14 protein-coding genes are annotated in these 15,124 nt (G+C 74.0%); 12 read left to right on the forward strand and 2 right to left on the reverse strand.

Annotated elements, in window-relative coordinates:
* Positions 1-54 precede the first annotated feature (54 nt).
* The 4 genes from grpE to ACW69E_RS19720 all read left to right on the forward strand — a co-directional run bounded on the left by grpE (position 55) and on the right by ACW69E_RS19720 (position 3,546).
* Entirely contained in the window at positions 55-738 is a 684-nt protein-coding gene (gene grpE / locus ACW69E_RS19705) for a nucleotide exchange factor GrpE (protein WP_457499593.1), read from the forward strand.
* Positions 739-771: 33 nt separating this feature from the next.
* A complete protein-coding gene (dnaJ, locus tag ACW69E_RS19710; protein WP_457499594.1) occupies positions 772-1,956 on the forward strand; it encodes a molecular chaperone DnaJ in 1,185 nt (394 codons plus the stop codon).
* A gap of 5 nt (positions 1,957-1,961) precedes the next feature.
* Positions 1,962-2,438: a heat shock protein transcriptional repressor HspR gene (locus ACW69E_RS19715; RefSeq protein ID WP_457499595.1), complete on the forward strand. Its 477-nt coding sequence runs from the start codon at positions 1,962-1,964 to the stop codon at positions 2,436-2,438.
* A gap of 247 nt (positions 2,439-2,685) precedes the next feature.
* Positions 2,686-3,546 (forward strand): trypsin-like serine peptidase, encoded by an 861-nt coding sequence (locus ACW69E_RS19720; protein WP_457499596.1) that lies wholly within the window; start codon positions 2,686-2,688, stop codon positions 3,544-3,546.
* Positions 3,547-3,692: 146 nt separating this feature from the next.
* On the opposite strand, the gene ACW69E_RS19725 is transcribed toward ACW69E_RS19720, so the two are convergent.
* Positions 3,693-4,124 carry a pyridoxamine 5'-phosphate oxidase family protein gene (locus ACW69E_RS19725; RefSeq protein WP_457499597.1) on the reverse strand — a complete coding sequence of 144 codons (432 nt, stop codon included), beginning with the start codon at positions 4,122-4,124 and terminating at the stop codon, positions 3,693-3,695.
* Between the two features lie 111 nt (positions 4,125-4,235).
* On the opposite strand from ACW69E_RS19725, the gene clpB reads away from it, so the two are divergent.
* Positions 4,236-6,833: an ATP-dependent chaperone ClpB gene (gene clpB / locus ACW69E_RS19730; protein WP_457499598.1), complete on the forward strand. Its 2,598-nt coding sequence runs from the start codon at positions 4,236-4,238 to the stop codon at positions 6,831-6,833.
* 197 nt (positions 6,834-7,030) lie between these two features.
* The gene (locus tag ACW69E_RS19735) at positions 7,031-7,558 is read left to right on the forward strand and encodes a YbjN domain-containing protein (protein ID WP_206350342.1); all 528 of its coding nucleotides are present in this window, start codon (positions 7,031-7,033) and stop codon (positions 7,556-7,558) included.
* A gap of 155 nt (positions 7,559-7,713) precedes the next feature.
* On the opposite strand, the gene ACW69E_RS19740 is transcribed toward ACW69E_RS19735, so the two are convergent.
* Entirely contained in the window at positions 7,714-8,949 is a 1,236-nt protein-coding gene (locus tag ACW69E_RS19740) for a pyridoxal phosphate-dependent aminotransferase (RefSeq protein WP_457499599.1), read from the reverse strand.
* Between the two features lie 476 nt (positions 8,950-9,425).
* Here ACW69E_RS19740 and ACW69E_RS19745 point away from each other — a divergent pair, with 476 nt between their 5' ends.
* The 6 genes from ACW69E_RS19745 (at position 9,426) to pyrE (ending at position 15,121) form a co-directional block, all read left to right on the forward strand.
* Positions 9,426-9,677 (forward strand): hypothetical protein, encoded by a 252-nt coding sequence (locus ACW69E_RS19745; RefSeq protein ID WP_457499600.1) that lies wholly within the window; start codon positions 9,426-9,428, stop codon positions 9,675-9,677.
* 248 nt (positions 9,678-9,925) lie between these two features.
* Entirely contained in the window at positions 9,926-10,459 is a 534-nt protein-coding gene (locus tag ACW69E_RS19750; protein ID WP_457499601.1) for a DUF2617 family protein, read from the forward strand.
* Between the two features lie 202 nt (positions 10,460-10,661).
* Positions 10,662-12,431 carry a polyamine aminopropyltransferase gene (locus ACW69E_RS19755; protein WP_457499602.1) on the forward strand — a complete coding sequence of 590 codons (1,770 nt, stop codon included), beginning with the start codon at positions 10,662-10,664 and terminating at the stop codon, positions 12,429-12,431.
* Positions 12,432-12,549: 118 nt separating this feature from the next.
* Entirely contained in the window at positions 12,550-13,650 is a 1,101-nt protein-coding gene (locus ACW69E_RS19760) for a hypothetical protein (protein ID WP_457499603.1), read from the forward strand.
* Between the two features lie 36 nt (positions 13,651-13,686).
* A complete protein-coding gene (locus ACW69E_RS19765) occupies positions 13,687-14,517 on the forward strand; it encodes an aldose epimerase family protein (RefSeq protein WP_457499604.1) in 831 nt (276 codons plus the stop codon).
* Positions 14,518-14,581: 64 nt separating this feature from the next.
* Positions 14,582-15,121 carry an orotate phosphoribosyltransferase gene (pyrE, locus tag ACW69E_RS19770; protein ID WP_457499605.1) on the forward strand — a complete coding sequence of 180 codons (540 nt, stop codon included), beginning with the start codon at positions 14,582-14,584 and terminating at the stop codon, positions 15,119-15,121.
* Positions 15,122-15,124: the final 3 nt, after the last annotated feature.

Here is a 15,124-nt window from a genome sequence, read left to right on the forward strand (position 1 = left end):
CGACGTGGTGGACGCCGAGATCGTCGACGACGACAAGCCCAAGGGTGATGCAGCGTGACGGAGGAGACCCCGGGTTTCGAGCAGGAGCCCGACGTCCCCGCCGAGCCGGGCAAGCCGGGCGAGCAGCCCGGTGACGCGGCGCAGGCCTCCGAGGCCGCCGAGGAGGCGGCCCCGGAGGCGGCCCCCGGAGCCTCCGGGGACGCCGAGCGGGTGGCGGCGCTGACCGCCCAGCTCGACCAGACCCGTACCGCGCTGAACGAGCGGACCCAGGACCTGCAGCGGCTCCAGGCGGAGTTCTCCAACTACCGCCGCCGGGTCGAGCGGGACCGGGTGGCGGTCAAGGAGGTCGCGATCGCCAACGTGCTCACCGAGCTGCTGCCGGTGCTCGACGACATCGGCCGCGCCCGGGACCACGGCGAACTGGTCGGCGGCTTCAAGTCGGTGGCCGAGTCGCTGGAGACGGTCGTGGCGAAGATGGGCCTGCAGCAGTTCGGGAAGGAGGGCGAGGCCTTCGACCCGACGGTGCACGAGGCGCTGATGCACTCGTACTCGCCCGACGTCACCGAGACGACGTGCGTGCAGATCCTGCAGCCCGGGTATCGCATCGGCGAGCGCACCATCCGGCCCGCGCGGGTCGGCGTAGCCGAGCCCCAGCCGGGCGCGCAGCCCGGCAAGGGCGAGGACCAGCAGGCGGAGACGGCAGCTGATGAGGAGAGCGGTGGCCCCGAGCAGGGCTGACGCGAGGGAAGACCGGGAGGAGGGACGCCGGGGATGAGTACCAAGGACTTCGTGGAGAAGGACTACTACAAGGTCCTCGGCGTCCCCAAGGACGCCACCGAGGCGGAGATCAAGAAGGCGTACCGGAAGCTCGCCCGCGAGTTCCACCCGGACGCCAACAAGGGCGACGCCCGGGCCGAGGAGCGCTTCAAGGAGGTCTCCGAGGCCCATGACGTCCTGGGCGATCCCAAGCGCCGCAAGGAGTACGACGAGGCCCGCGCGCTCTTCGGCGCCGGCGGTTTCCGCGCCGGCCCGGGGGCGGGCGGCCCCGGCGGCTTCAACTTCGACCTGGGCGACCTCTTCGGAGGCGCCCAGGGCGGCGGCGCCCCCGGGGCGGGCGGCTTCGGCGGCGGCCTCGGGGACGTCTTCGGCGGGCTGTTCGGCCGGAGCGGCGGCGCGGGCACACGTACCCAGCCGCGCCGCGGCCAGGACGTCGAGTCCGAGGTGACGCTCAGCTTCACCGAGGCGGTGGACGGGGCCACGGTCCCGCTGCGGATGTCCAGCTCGGCGGCGTGCAAGGCATGCGCGGGCACCGGCGACAAGAACGGCACCCCCAGGGTCTGCCCGACCTGCGTCGGCACCGGCCAGGTCAGCCGCGGCGGCGGAGGCGGGTTCTCGCTCACCGACCCGTGCGTGGACTGCAGGGGCCGGGGCCTGATCGCCCAGGACCCGTGCGAGGTCTGCAAGGGCAGCGGCCGGGCCACCAGCTCGCGCACCATGCAGGTCCGCATCCCCGCCGGGGTGTCCGACGGCCAGCGCATCCGGCTGCGGGGCAAGGGCGCGCCGGGCGAGCGCGGCGGCCCGAACGGCGATCTGTACGTCGTGGTGCACGTCGAGCCGCATCCGGTGTTCGGCCGCAAGGGCGACAACCTGACCGTCACCGTGCCCGTCACCTTCACGGAGGCGGCGCTCGGCGGCGAGATCAAGGTGCCCACCCTGGGCGGCCCGCCGGTCACCCTGAGGCTTCCCGCCGGCACGCCGAGCGGCCGGACGATGCGCGCCCGCGGAAAAGGGGCGGTGCGCAAGGATGGCACCAGGGGCGATCTGTTGGTCACCATAGAGGTGACGGTCCCGAGGGAGCTGAGCGACAAGGCGAGGGACCTGCTGGAGTCCTACCGTGACGCGACCGCGGGCGAGGACCCGCGGGCGGCGCTGTTCAAGGCCGCGAAGGGAGACTGACCGATATGGACGGCTACGGCCGCGGACGACAGGGCCAGGGACGGGGGCGCGCCAACCCGTACGAGCTGACGGACGAGTCACCGGTCTACGTCATCTCCGTGGCGGCACAGCTCTCCGGGCTCCACCCGCAGACGCTGCGGCAGTACGACCGGCTCGGTCTCGTCTCCCCCGACCGCACCGCCGGGCGCGGCCGCCGCTACTCGGCGCGGGACATCCAGCTCCTGCGCCAGGTGCAGCGGCTGTCGCAGGACGAGGGCATCAACCTCGCGGGCATCAAGCGCATCATCGAGCTGGAGAACCAGGTCGCGGCCCTCCAGACCAAGGTGGCCGAGCTCCAGCAGGCGGTGGAGGGCGCGGCGGTGGCCATGCGCCAGCGCGAGGCGCAGGTGCACGCCTCCTACCGCCGCGACCTGGTGCCCTACCACGACGTGCGGCAGTCCAGCGCGCTGGTGGTCTGGCGGCCTCAGCGCTCCGCCGACTGACCTTCGCCCCGCGGTGCGCCGGGACCCCGGCGCCCCCGAGGCCTGCTCTCCGGCCCGGCCGGTCCTCCGGCCGGGCCGGAGGCGTTCGCGGGCCCGGCGGGGCCGGGTGCGCGGCGGTGTGGGGCCGGCGTGGGGCCGTCCGGCGTACACATGCGTCCGTCCGGGTCCGCCCGAACGGACGCTCCGTGTCACCCGTCCGGCGGTGTGCGGATGGCATGCCGGGATGGGAGGGGCGCAGCGTGAGGGCATGGACAGGATACGTGCCGTCATAGCCGCTTTCGTGACCGTCACGACCTCCGCCGCGCTGCTGGGGGCCGCTCCCCTGGGCGTCCCCGCGGTCGATCCGGTGTCCGGCGCCGCGGCCGTTCGCACAACGGCCGACGGGGCCGGCACCCCCCGGGCGCCCTGGCCCGGCGGTACGGTGCGGACCGTCGGGAAGCTCATCGGGACCTATCCGGACGGGCAGCTGCTGGCCTGCTCCGGCGCAGTCGTGGACGCCCCCAACGGAAGCGTCGTCGTCACCGCCGCGCACTGCGTCCACAACCCCGGCGAGGCCCGCTGGAAGCATGCCTGGTTCGTCCCCGCCTACGACCGCCACGGCACCGCGAACGCCGCCCGGGCCGGCTGGCGGGTGGAGTCGGTGCACCTGGAGTCCGCCTGGAAGCGGGGGAGGCTGCCGCAGGCCCTGCCGTACGACTACGCCTTCCTGAAGGTGGAGAAGAAGGACGGGCGGACGATCCAGGAGGCGGTCGGCGCCAACCGGCTGGACTTCGAGCCCGTCGAGCCGGCCGAGCGCACCGTGGCCCTCGGCTACCCGGCCACCGAGCCGTACGACGGCGAGACGCTCGCCCACTGCGCGGGCACGCCCACCCTGCTGACCGAGCGGGACACCCGGCAGCCGAACGTGGGCGGGCTGCTGCTGGAGTCCTGCGACCTGACCCAGGGGTCCAGCGGCGGGCCGTGGCTGCGGGACTACGACGCCGCGAGCCAGTCCGGCACGGTGGTGGCCGTGATGTCGGTCGGCGACGACCGGGGCCGGGTGCTGGGCCGCCCCTTCCCGGCCGAGGCGCGCCGGCTGCTCCAGGCGGCGGGCGGGTCCGGCGGCTGAGCCGCGCGGCACCCGCCGGCCCGCGCCCGGCCGGCCCACGAGCCGACGCCGTCCCGCCCGATGTGCGACCGGGCGGGACGGCGTCCTGCCGTACGCGGGCACGTGTGCGGGTGCGGGCCGGGGGGACCGGAGGGGCGGGGGACGGGTCAGAGGGACGGGACGGTGCCCATCGCCCGGTCCAGGGCGATCTCGATCAGCACCCGCTCCGGGTTGGGCGCGGGGGTGCGCCCGTACCGCTCGGCGTAGCGGGCGACCGCGTCCGCGATCGCGCCCGCGTCGGTGCGCACCGAGGCGGTGCCCTCCAGGGTGGCCCAGCGCCCCCGGTCCACCTGGCAGACGGCGGCCCGGGCGCCCCCGGGCCTCCCCGCGGCGGCCAGGACGTTGGCGACCTTGGTGCTGGTGCGGCGGGTGATGACCCGTGCCAGACCGGCCCCGGGGTCGTAGGTGACCCCGACGGGCACCACATGGGGAGTGCCGTCGGGGCGGAGCGTGGTCAGGGTGCACAGATGCCGCTCACGCCAGAAGGCGAGGTACGCGTCGTCCGGGTGCCTTGGGTCCCGCCGGGATTCACTGGCCATGCTCCGGAAACTATCCCGGCGGCACTCCCGTTCACGCCTTGAGTGGAATAGACTCAACTTACTGCATGCTGATGTGTGCAGAGTTGGCGACAGGAGGAGGAGCACGCACCCGTGGACGCCGAGCTGACCAACAGGAGCCGGGACGCGATCAGCGCGGCCAACAACCGCGCCCTCACCGGGGGCCACCCCGACATCACCCCGGCGCATCTGCTGCTGGCCCTGCTGGAGGGCCAGGACAACGAGAACATCCAGGACCTGCTCGCGGCGGTCGACGCCGACCAGGCCGCCCTGCGCTCGGCCGCCGAGCGGCTGCTGGGCTCGCTGCCCAGCGTGCAGGGCTCCACCGTCGCCAAGCCGCAGCCCGACCGCGACCTGATGGCCGTCCTCGCCGACGCCTCCCGGCGGGCGAAGGAGCTGGGCGACGCCTACGTCTCCACCGAGCACCTGCTCATCGGCCTGGCGGCCAGGGGCGGCCAGGCCGGCAGGCTGCTCACCGAGCAGGGGGCTACCGCCGAGAAGCTGCTCACCGCCTTCGAGACCTCCCGCGGCGGCCAGCGCGTCACCACCGCCGACCCCGAGGGCACCTACAAGGCCCTGGAGAAGTTCGGCACCGACCTGACCGCCGCGGCGCGCGAGGGCCGGCTCGACCCCGTCATCGGCCGCGACCAGGAGATCCGCCGCGTGGTGCAGGTGCTCTCGCGGCGCACCAAGAACAACCCGGTCCTCATCGGCGAGCCCGGCGTCGGCAAGACCGCGGTCGTCGAGGGCCTGGCGCAGCGGATCGTCAAGGGCGACGTCCCCGAGTCGCTGAAGAACAAGCGCCTGGTCGCCCTCGACCTGGGCGCGATGGTGGCCGGGGCCAAGTACCGCGGCGAGTTCGAGGAGCGGCTCAAGGCCGTCCTGGGCGAGATCAAGTCCAGCGACGGGCGGATCGTCACCTTCATCGACGAGCTCCACACCGTCGTCGGCGCGGGCGCCGGCGGCGACTCGGCGATGGACGCGGGCAACATGCTCAAGCCCATGCTGGCCCGCGGCGAGCTGCGCATGGTCGGCGCCACCACGCTGGACGAGTACCGCGAGCGGATCGAGAAGGACCCGGCCCTGGAGCGCCGCTTCCAGCAGGTGCTGGTCGCCGAGCCCACCGTCGAGGACACCATCGCCATCCTGCGCGGCCTCAAGGGCCGCTACGAGGCGCACCACAAGGTGCAGATCGCCGACGGCGCGCTGGTGGCCGCCGCCGCCCTGTCCGACCGCTACATCACCTCCCGCTTCCTGCCGGACAAGGCCATCGACCTGGTCGACGAGGCCGCCTCCCGGCTGCGCATGGAGATCGACTCCTCGCCCGTGGAGATCGACGAGCTCCAGCGCGCCGTGGACCGGCTGAAGATGGAGGAGCTGGCGCTGGCGGGCGAGAGCGACGAGAGCTCCCGGGAGCGGCTGGAGCGGCTGCGCCGCGAACTGGCCGACCGCGAGGAGGAGCTGCGGGGGCTGACCGCCCGCTGGGAGAAGGAGAAGCAGGGCCTCAACCGTGTCGGCGAGCTGAAGGAGAGGCTCGACGAGGTGCGCGGCCAGGCCGAGCGCGCTCAGCGCGACGGCGACTTCGAGACCGCCTCCAAGCTGCTGTACGGCGAGATCCCCACCCTGGAACGCGAGCTGGAGGAGGCCTCGGCCGCCGAGCGGGAGCAGGAGACGAGCAAGGACACCATGGTCAAGGAGGAGGTCGGCTCGGACGACATCGCCGACGTCGTCGCCTCCTGGACCGGCATCCCCGCCGGGCGGCTGCTGGAGGGCGAGACAAGGAAGCTGCTGCGCATGGAGGAGGAGCTGGGCAGGCGGCTGATCGGCCAGGGCGAGGCCGTGCGCGCCGTCTCCGACGCCGTACGCCGCTCCCGCGCCGGGGTCGCCGACCCCGACCGGCCCACGGGCTCGTTCATGTTCCTCGGCCCCACCGGCGTCGGCAAGACCGAGCTGGCCAAGGCACTCGCCGACTTCCTCTTCGACGACGAGCGGGCCATGGTCCGCATCGACATGAGCGAGTACGGCGAGAAGCACTCGGTCGCCCGGCTGGTCGGCGCGCCCCCCGGCTACGTCGGCTACGAGGAGGGCGGCCAGCTCACCGAGGCCGTGCGGCGGCGCCCGTACAGCGTGGTGCTGCTGGACGAGGTGGAGAAGGCCCACCACGAGGTCTTCGACATCCTGCTCCAGGTGCTCGACGACGGGCGGCTGACCGACGGGCAGGGGCGGACGGTGGACTTCCGCAACACCATCCTCGTCCTCACCTCCAACCTCGGCAGCCAGTTCCTGATGGACCCGCTCGCCAAGGAGGAGGAGAAGCGGGAGAAGGTCATGGCGAGCGTCCGCTCCGCCTTCCGGCCGGAGTTCCTCAACCGGCTGGACGATCTGGTGATCTTCTCCGCGCTCAGCGGCGAGGAGCTGCGCAGCATCGCCCGGCTCCAGATCGGCGCCCTGGCCCGGCGCCTGTCCGACCGCCGCCTCGCCCTCGACGTCTCCGACGCGGCCCTGGACTGGCTGGCGGTCGAGGGCAACGACCCGGCCTACGGCGCCCGGCCGCTGCGCCGCCTGGTCCAGACGGCCATCGGCGACCGGCTCGCCCGCGCGATCCTGGCCGGCGAGGTCCGCGACGGCGACACCGTCCGCGTGGACGTCGCCCTGGAGGAGGAGGGGCTGGCCGTCACCCCGGTGCGGTGACCACGACGCCGTGACAGGCGGTGCCCGGCGGCTCCTGGGCCGCCGGGCACCGTCACGCATGCGTGACGCCGGGGAAGGGAACCCCCGTGCGGTCGGACGATCATGTCAGTCCGACGGGCGAGCGGTGAAGTCCGGGCTTGCCAGGACGGGGCCGGGGTGGGGGAGGATGGCAGGAATCGTATGAAGGGAAATCCACGGTGACTATCGACCCGTCCTCGATCCCGAACTTCGGGGGCCAGCAGCCCGAACAGCAGCCGACGGGGCCTGCCGGGCCCGTCATCCCGGACCAGGACCTGGTCAAGCAGCTCCTCGACCAGATGGAGCTGAAGTACGTCGTCGACGACGAGGGTGACCTCGCGGCGCCGTGGGAGGAGTTCCGCACCTACTTCATGTTCCGCGGCGAGAAGGAGCAGCAGGTCTTCTCCGTCCGGACGTTCTACGACCGTCCCCACTCCATCGAGGACAAGACCCGCCTGCTGGAGCTGATCGACGACTGGAACCGCCGCACCCTGTGGCCGAAGGTCTACAGCCACACGCACGACGACGGCACGGTCCGCCTGATCGGCGAGGCCCAGATGCTGGTCGGCGTCGGCGTCTCGCTGGAGCACTTCGTCTCCAGCACGGTGAGCTGGATCCGCGCCTCGGTCGAGTTCGACCGCTGGCTCGTGGAGCAGCTCGGCCTGGCCAAGGACGTCGAGGAGTCCGACGGTGAGGGTGAGGGCTGACCTCTCCGCCCCCCACACGAGGCCCCGCGCGGCCCCGGTGCACGGCACGCTTCGCGTCCGCCGCGCCGGGGCCGCCGCGCGTCCGGCGCCCTGAGGGCCGGGGCGCCGCCGGTGCGTGGGTCCGGCGGTACGCGGCCCCGGCCCGCCGCCGGCCGTCAGGAGGCGGCCCGGGGGCCGTTCGGGCCCGGACCCGGGGCCGGGGTCAGCGCGCCCAGGCGCTCCACCGCCTCCCGCAGCACCTCCTCGCGTTTGCAGAACGCGAAGCGCACGAAGTGCGCGCCTTCCTCCGCGTGGTCGTAGAAGACCGCGTTGGGCACGGCGACGACGCCGCAGCGCTCGGGCAGGGCGCGGCAGAAGGCCACACCGTCGCTCTCGCCCAGGGCGCGGATGTCGGTGGTGACGAAGTAGGTGCCGGCCGGGCGGAAGACCTCGAAGCCCGCCCGGGCCAGGCCGTCCGCGAGCAGGTCCCGCTTGGCGCGCAGGTCCTCGCGCAGCCCGGTGTAGTACGAGTCGGGCAGGGCGAGGGCCTCGGCGACCGCGTACTGGAAGGGGCCGGCCGATACGTACGTCAGGTACTGCTTGGCCGAGCGCACCGCCGACACCAGCTCCGGTGTGCCCGTCACCCAGCCGACCTTCCAGCCGGTGAAGGAGAAGGTCTTGCCGGCGGAGGAGATGGAGACGGTGCGCTCGCGCATCCCCGGCAGGGAGGCGATGGGGATGTGCTCGCCGTCGAAGACCAGGTGCTCGTAGACCTCGTCGGTGACCACCAGCAGGTCCCGCTCCACCGCCAGCGCGGCGATCTCCGTCAGCTCCTCGCGGGTGAGGACGGTGCCGGTGGGGTTGTGCGGGGTGTTCAGCAGGAGCAGCCGGGTGCGGCCGGTGACGGCGTCGCGCAGCTCGTCGAGGTCCAGGCGGTACGCCGGCCCGGTGCCGGGGGAGGGCCGCAGGGTGACGGGGACGCGGGTGCCGCCGGCCATGGCGACGCAGGCCGCGTAGGAGTCGTAGTACGGCTCCAGCGCGATCACCTCGTCGCCCGGCTCCACCAGGGCCAGCAGGGCGGCGGCGATCGCCTCGGTGGCCCCGGCGGTGACCAGGACCTCGGTGTCGGGGTCGTACTCCAGGCCGTAAAAGCGCCGCTGGTGGCCGGCGATCGCGTCGCGCAGCTCGGGGACGCCGGGGCCGGGCGGGTACTGGTTGCCGCGGCTCTCCCGCAGGGCGCGCACGGCGGCCTCGCGGACCTGTTCGGGCCCGTCGGTGTCGGGGAAGCCCTGGCCCAGGTTGATCGATCCGGTCCGGACGGCCAGCGCCGACATCTCGGCGAAGACCGTCGTGCCGAACCCGGCCAGGCGGCGGTTGAGCAGCGGTCGTCCGGTGGAGGTCATGGCGGCCATCCTCCGCCCGGCACCCGGCTTCCTCAACTCCCCCCGCCCGTGCTTTGCTGCGGACGTCGTGACGGCGGCCCCGGTGGGGGCGCGGGAGAGGGGTGTCGTGATGGGGTGGTTGGCCGGCGGTCTCGCCGTGTTCCTGTTGCTGCTGGTCCTGGCGGTGGTCGTTCCTGCCCTGCGGGGCGGGCGCCGGACGTCCGGGGGCCGCCGGGGCGGTTCGTCCGGGGACGGTGACGGCGGCTGGTGGGGGGACGGCGGTTCGGACGGCGGTTCGGGCGACTCGGGTGGCGGGTGCGGCGGAGGAGGCGGAGGGGACTGAGCGGCGCCGGGCCGGCCCCGGCGGGGCGGCGCCCGGTGACCACCCGAAGCTCTGGACTTCCTCAACTCCGCTTTGACGCGGGCGGCGCGGGGGGATCGTGACTCCAGACCCGCACGGGGGGTGTGCGGGCACGGGGGACACGAGGGGACATGAGGGGGATGCCATGACGGCGGTCGTCATCATCTGCATGGTCGTGGTCCTGGCGCTGGCCGTGATGGCGGTCGGCGCGGTCACGAGAGGGAGCCGCCGCACCCGGCGGAGCACCGGCACGGGAGCGCCGGGGGTGTGGATCGGGGCCGGCGGCGGTTCGCACGACGGCGGTTTCCACGGCGGTGATTCGCACGACGGCGGTTCGTCGTGCGGTGGCGGTGGCGGTGGATGCGGTGGTGGCGGCGGGGGATGTGGAGGCGGCTGACGCTGTTCACCCGTACGGCGGTTGCAGTTCAACGGGGAGAACATCTGACCTGCTAGGCCCCCGCTGGTATGGAAAACAGACGAAGGTGAGTAAAAAGCCTGTAGGAGCCGCACATTCCGTGATTCGGTGACTGATGTACCCGGACTTCACGTGGGCGCGAGCCGGCGGCAGGCAGTATCCCTGCCCCCTTCGGGGTCCTGTTCCAGGGGCCGAGCCGGTCTGCCCTCACAGCGTTGCGGAGCCGACCCATGCTCACCGATCTCAAGACCCCGTACACAGACACCCGCGCCGGTGACCTCGCCTGGGCACTCGGGCGCGAACCCATGCCGGCCCTGGCGAAGCTGGATCTCGAACTCGAGGGAACAGCGGTCCAGCTGAGACTTCTCGGCGCTTCCCACCAGGTGCTGCTCGCGGACGAGGGCGGCATCTTCTGCTCGGAGACCGTGGCGTGCATCCCCGGCAGCAGGACACCGCTGCCGCTGGGGGTGTCGAAGCGGATGGACGACCGGGAGTACGCGTTCGCGGCGCGCGTCGAGACGCTCTCCGACGGCTCCTTCGCGGGGCGCGCCCAGGAGTTGCTCGCGCTCGTCGCGGACCACCCGCACGGGTTGGCCGGCACCTTCCCCGGCAGCCCGAACGCCTTCACCGCCCTGCTGGTCCAGCGGCGCGGCTGCCAGACGCACTGGCGGACCTGGCACGCCTACCCGCAGGAGCGGCGGCTCGTCGTGACCCACACCAGGGTGGGGGCGCGCGTACGGGAACCGGAGCGGGCGGGCGTGTGACCCCGGCGCGACCCGTGCGGGGCGTACGCGGGTGCGCGCCGCACGCTCCCGCTCCGCCGTGCGCCCCCGGCGCGCTCCGCGCCCCCGCCGGGGCGTACGCGCCGCACACGGGATCAAGGGGTGCCGGTTCGCGCACACGTACGGTTCATTGCACCTGTGTGGGTGACAGGACTCGCGGGAGGCGTCCCGTAGCGTTCCCGGCATGATCGAAATGCCCGCTTCCGTGCCGGCGGGGACGTCGGGGCCCGCGCCGCCGCGGGAGGAGCCGCCACGGGCCCCGTCGCAGGCGTCACCGCGGGAGCAGGAGCCGGCGAGGGAACGGGAACGGGAACGGCCGCAGGAACTCGTACGGCTGCCCGTGCCACCCGGGACCGGGCGCCTCCTCGTCCTCGCCGCGGTCTTCGTCTGCGCCGCCTGCGGTCTCGTCTACGAACTCGAACTCGTCGCCCTCGGCTCCCATCTGGCCGGCGACTCCGTCACCCACACCTCCGTCGTGCTGTCGGTGATGGTCTTCGCCATGGGCCTGGGATCGCTGCTCGCCAAGCGTCTGCGCACCCGCGCCGCGGCCGGGTTCGGGATCGTCGAGGCGCTGCTGGCGCTGGTCGGCGGAGGATCGGCGATGGCGCTGTACGCCTACTTCGCCTGGGTCGGCGGCTCGCTGGCGGTGCTGATCGGCTTCTCGCTGGTCATCGGGGTCCTCATCGGCGCCGAGATGCCGCTGCTGATGACCCTCATCCAGCGGATCCGGAAACAGGACGCCGGCGGCGCGGTCGCCGATCTGTTCGCCGCGGACTACGTGGGCGCCCTCGCCGGCGGACTCGCCTTCCCCTTCCTGCTCCTCCCGCTGATGGGCCAGCTCCCCGGAGCCCTGGTGGTCGGGACGGTGAACGCCGTCGCGGGCGGAGTGCTGGTGCTGTGGCTGTTCCGCGGCGACCTGTCGCCCCGCTCGCGCCGCACCCTGCTGCTCGTCAACGCACTGGTGGTGGCACTGCTGGTCACCGGGGTCGCCGTCGTCGACTCCTTCGAGCAGGCCGCGCGCCGGGCGGTGTACGGCGGTGAGGTGCGGACGGTGCGGAACACCGCCGTACAGGAGATCGTGCTCACCGAGGGCGTCCGGCACTCCGGCGGGAGCGAGCCGACCGGTTTCGGGATGTTCCTCGACGGTCGGCTGCGGGTGTGCGGCGGGGACGAGCGGCGCTACCACGAGGCGCTGGTCCACCCCGCGATGGCGGCGGGCCCGCACGGCAGGGTGCTGGTCCTGGGCGGCGGCGACGGACTGGCCCTGCGCGAGGTACTGCGCCATCCGGGGGTGGAGTCGGCGACGGTGGTGGAGCTCGACCCGGGCGTAGTGGAGCTGGCCCGCACCGATCCGGTGCTGGGCCGCCTCAACCGCCGTTCGCTGGACGACCCGCGGGTGCGGGTGGAGACGGGGGACGCCTTCGACTGGCTGCGCTCCTGGCCGGACTCCGGCCGGCCGCCGTACGACGTGATCGTCTCCGATCTGCCCGACCCCGGAGCCTCGGACAGCTCCCGGCTGTACTCGCAGGAGTTCTTCGGGCTGGCCGCGCGGGCCCTGTCGGAGCGGGGGCGGCTGGCGGTGCACGCGGGACCGGCCGGGGAACGCCCCCGCACGTACTGGACGGTGGAGACCACACTGCGGACCGCGGGCCTGCGCACCGCCCCCTACACGGTGGACGGGCGGCTGTCCGGCCTCCCCGCCGGCTCCGGCCGCCCGCAGGGGCGCGAGGGCACGGCCGCGGGAGGCCGGGACGGGCCCGGCGACAGGCCCGGCGACTGGGGCTTCGTGCTGGCGGCGCACGGCGCTCCACCGCCGCTCGCCCTCGGGCCGGGCGGTCCGGCCCCGCGCGCCTTCGGCGCGGCGGACCTGCGCCGAGCCGCGGCTCGCGCGGAGCAGAACCGTATCGCCGGCCTGCGGCCCTCCACCCTGACGCACCCCCGCTACCGGGACTGAGCGACGCGCCCGGGCGGGGGAACCCGGCACCCGGGAGCGAGGGGCGCGCGGAGTACGACGTGCCGACGCCCGTACGGAGCGGGCACTGGCGGGGGAGGTACTGGGTAGGCTCCGCCCCATGGAGCATGAGGTGTACGTTCCGTTCACTGCCGCGGCCGTGCGGGCGGCGCTCGCCGAGCCGGAGCGCGCCGTGCGCTGTGTGCCGGGGCTCCAGCCCGACGGCCTGGAACCCGAGGCCCCGGACACGATGCCCGCCGGAGGCGGCGCGGTCGTCCGGGGGCGGCTGCGGGTGCGGATCGGGGGCTCCAGCATCACCTACCGCGGCAGCCTGCGTCTGACGTACGACGCGGACGGCGAGGGTGGTGAGGGCGGTGTCTGCGCGATCCGCGCGGAGGGTGCGGAGGCCCGGGGCGACGGCTCGGTGGAGCTGGCCCTGACGATCGTGCCGCGCCCGGCCGACGACGGCGAGGGCACCGTGCTCGTCTGCACCGGGAAGCTGCGCGGCGACGGCCGGATCACGGAGTTCGAGGAGAAGCAGCGTTCCGCCGCCGGCCGTCGGCTGCTGGACCGCTTCGGCGGTGAACTGGCCGCCGGCATGGCGGCCGACCCGGTCTCCCCGGTGGACGCCGCCGGTACGGTCGCCGCGCCCGGCGGGATCGGCGAGCCCGACGACAACGAACCCGTGATCCCGGGTATCCCCGCGCCCGAGACGCCCGGTTCGGCCGATGCCAGGAACAGTGCGGGCGCCGGGAACGGCAGAGGTACCGCAGGCGCGGGAAGCGCCGAGGGAGCGGGAGGGCCGGAGGAGCCCGGCGCCCCGGACGCCCCGGGCGCCCCGGGCGCCCCGGACGAGGAGGCCCGGGGCCGGGGGGTCTTCGACGTCGAGGTTCCGCCCTCCTCGCTCGACCCGTCGAGCCAGGAGGGTTTCGGCGGGGAGTTCGAGGGCGGCGGACTCGAGGGCGGTCTGGGCGACGACCTCGTCGACGAACTGGACGAGGAGTCGCGTTCCGCCGCCGAGGCGGCCCACGCCCGCCGGACGATGATCGGGCGCAGCGCCGAGGAGGTCGACCACGCCCCGCCGCGCGGCCGCTACGCCCCCCTGCCCCCGCCGGAGGAGGTCTCCCCGGCCGCGGCGGTGCTGCGCTGGGCCGCTCCGGCGGCGGCGCTGGCGGTGGCCTCGGCGGTCGTGGTGGGCCGCGTGCTGCGGCGACGGCGTTGAAGATCGCGGTTACCGCAGGCCGTCGCGGTTAAGGTCATGGATGTGACTCTCCATGACGCCCAAGACACAGACAGCGGAGTCCGTCTGCGAGCCGGCGGCACCGAGGTGACCGTCGACCCGGCCCGCGGCTGCCGGATCTCCTCCCTGCGCATCGACGGTACGGAGGTGCTGAGGCAGGGGTTGCGGTACGGCGCGTTCGTGATGGTGCCCTGGTGCGGGCGGACCCGGCAGGGGCGGTTCCTCAACGGCGGCGAGCGGTACCAGCTCCCCGTGACCGCCGGGGAGCACGCCATCCACGGCACCGTGCGGGCCGCTCCCTGGCACACGGTCCGCAGCGACGGGCGGACCGCCTCCTTCTACCGCGACCTCACCGACCCCTGGCCCTGGCCGGGCCGGGTGACGCAGGTGGTGGAGCTGGCCGAGGACGGCGGCGCGCTCACCCTCACACTGGGTGTGGAGACGGCCGGGGACTCCTTCCCCGCGCAGGCCGGCTGGCACCCCTGGTTCCTGCGCAACCTCGGGCAGGGCGGGCAGGACGTGGAACTGGACTTCGCTCCCGCCTGGCAGGAGGAGCGGGGCGAGGACCACATCCCCACCGGTCGCCGCATCGAACCGCGCCCGGGGCCCTGGGACGACTGCTTCGGCATGCCGGACGGGGTGGACGTGACACTGACCTGGCCGGGTGAGCTGGAGTTGAAGGTCGCCAGCCGCGCCGAGTGGGTGGTCGTCTACGACGAGCAGCCCGAGGCCGTCTGCGTGGAGCCGCAGACCGGCCCGCCGGACGGGCTCAACTCCCACCCCCGCCTGGTCACACCCATCGATCCGCTGGAGGTCTCCACGGTCTGGTCGTGGCGCAGGCCGGCGTAGGGCCGGGGCCGGGGCCGAGGGGAGCGGCGCGGAGGCGGCGCGGGGCTGGCTTAGGCTCATCGGCATGAGCGACGCGCGCGAGAAGCTTCTGCAGCAGATCAAGGGCAAGGCCGTGGTCCACGGCAGGGTGACCCTCTCCTCCGGCAAGGAGGCCGACTACTACGTGGACCTCCGCCGGATCACCCTGGACGCCGAGGCGGCTCCGCTGGTCGGGCAGGTGCTGCTCGACCTGACCGCCGACGTCGAGTACGACGCGGTGGGCGGCCTGACCCTGGGCGCCGACCCGGTGGCCGCCGCGATGCTGCACGCCGCCGCCGCACGCGGCCGGAAGCTGGACGCGTTCGTCGTCCGCAAGGCGGGCAAGGCCCATGGCCTTCAGCGCCGGATCGAGGGACCGGACGTGGCCGGCCGCCGGGTGCTGGCGGTCGAGGACACCTCCACCACGGGCGGCTCGGTCCTCACGGCGGTCGAGGCGCTGCGGGAGGCCGGTGCGGAGGTCGTGGGCGTGGCGGTCATCGTCGAGCGCGGTGCGGCCCCGGCGATCGAGAAGGCGGGGCTGCCGTACTACCAGGCGTACGGGCTGGAGGACCTGGACCTGTCCTGAACC

The organism is Streptomyces sp. SS8 (assembly GCF_054072955.1).

Coding starts and splice junctions, on each gene's coding strand:
- dnaJ (WP_457499594.1), top strand. CDS start 772: ATGAGTACCAAGGACTTCGTGGAGAAGGACTACTACAAGGTCCTCGGC.
- ACW69E_RS19715 (WP_457499595.1), top strand. CDS start 1,962: ATGGACGGCTACGGCCGCGGACGACAGGGCCAGGGACGGGGGCGCGCC.
- ACW69E_RS19720 (WP_457499596.1), top strand. CDS start 2,686: ATGGACAGGATACGTGCCGTCATAGCCGCTTTCGTGACCGTCACGACC.
- ACW69E_RS19725 (WP_457499597.1), bottom strand. CDS start 4,124: ATGGCCAGTGAATCCCGGCGGGACCCAAGGCACCCGGACGACGCGTAC.
- ACW69E_RS19740 (WP_457499599.1), bottom strand. CDS start 8,949: ATGGCCGCCATGACCTCCACCGGACGACCGCTGCTCAACCGCCGCCTG.
- ACW69E_RS19745 (WP_457499600.1), top strand. CDS start 9,426: ATGACGGCGGTCGTCATCATCTGCATGGTCGTGGTCCTGGCGCTGGCC.
- ACW69E_RS19750 (WP_457499601.1), top strand. CDS start 9,926: ATGCTCACCGATCTCAAGACCCCGTACACAGACACCCGCGCCGGTGAC.
- ACW69E_RS19755 (WP_457499602.1), top strand. CDS start 10,662: ATGATCGAAATGCCCGCTTCCGTGCCGGCGGGGACGTCGGGGCCCGCG.
- ACW69E_RS19760 (WP_457499603.1), top strand. CDS start 12,550: ATGGAGCATGAGGTGTACGTTCCGTTCACTGCCGCGGCCGTGCGGGCG.
- ACW69E_RS19765 (WP_457499604.1), top strand. CDS start 13,687: ATGGATGTGACTCTCCATGACGCCCAAGACACAGACAGCGGAGTCCGT.
- pyrE (WP_457499605.1), top strand. CDS start 14,582: ATGAGCGACGCGCGCGAGAAGCTTCTGCAGCAGATCAAGGGCAAGGCC.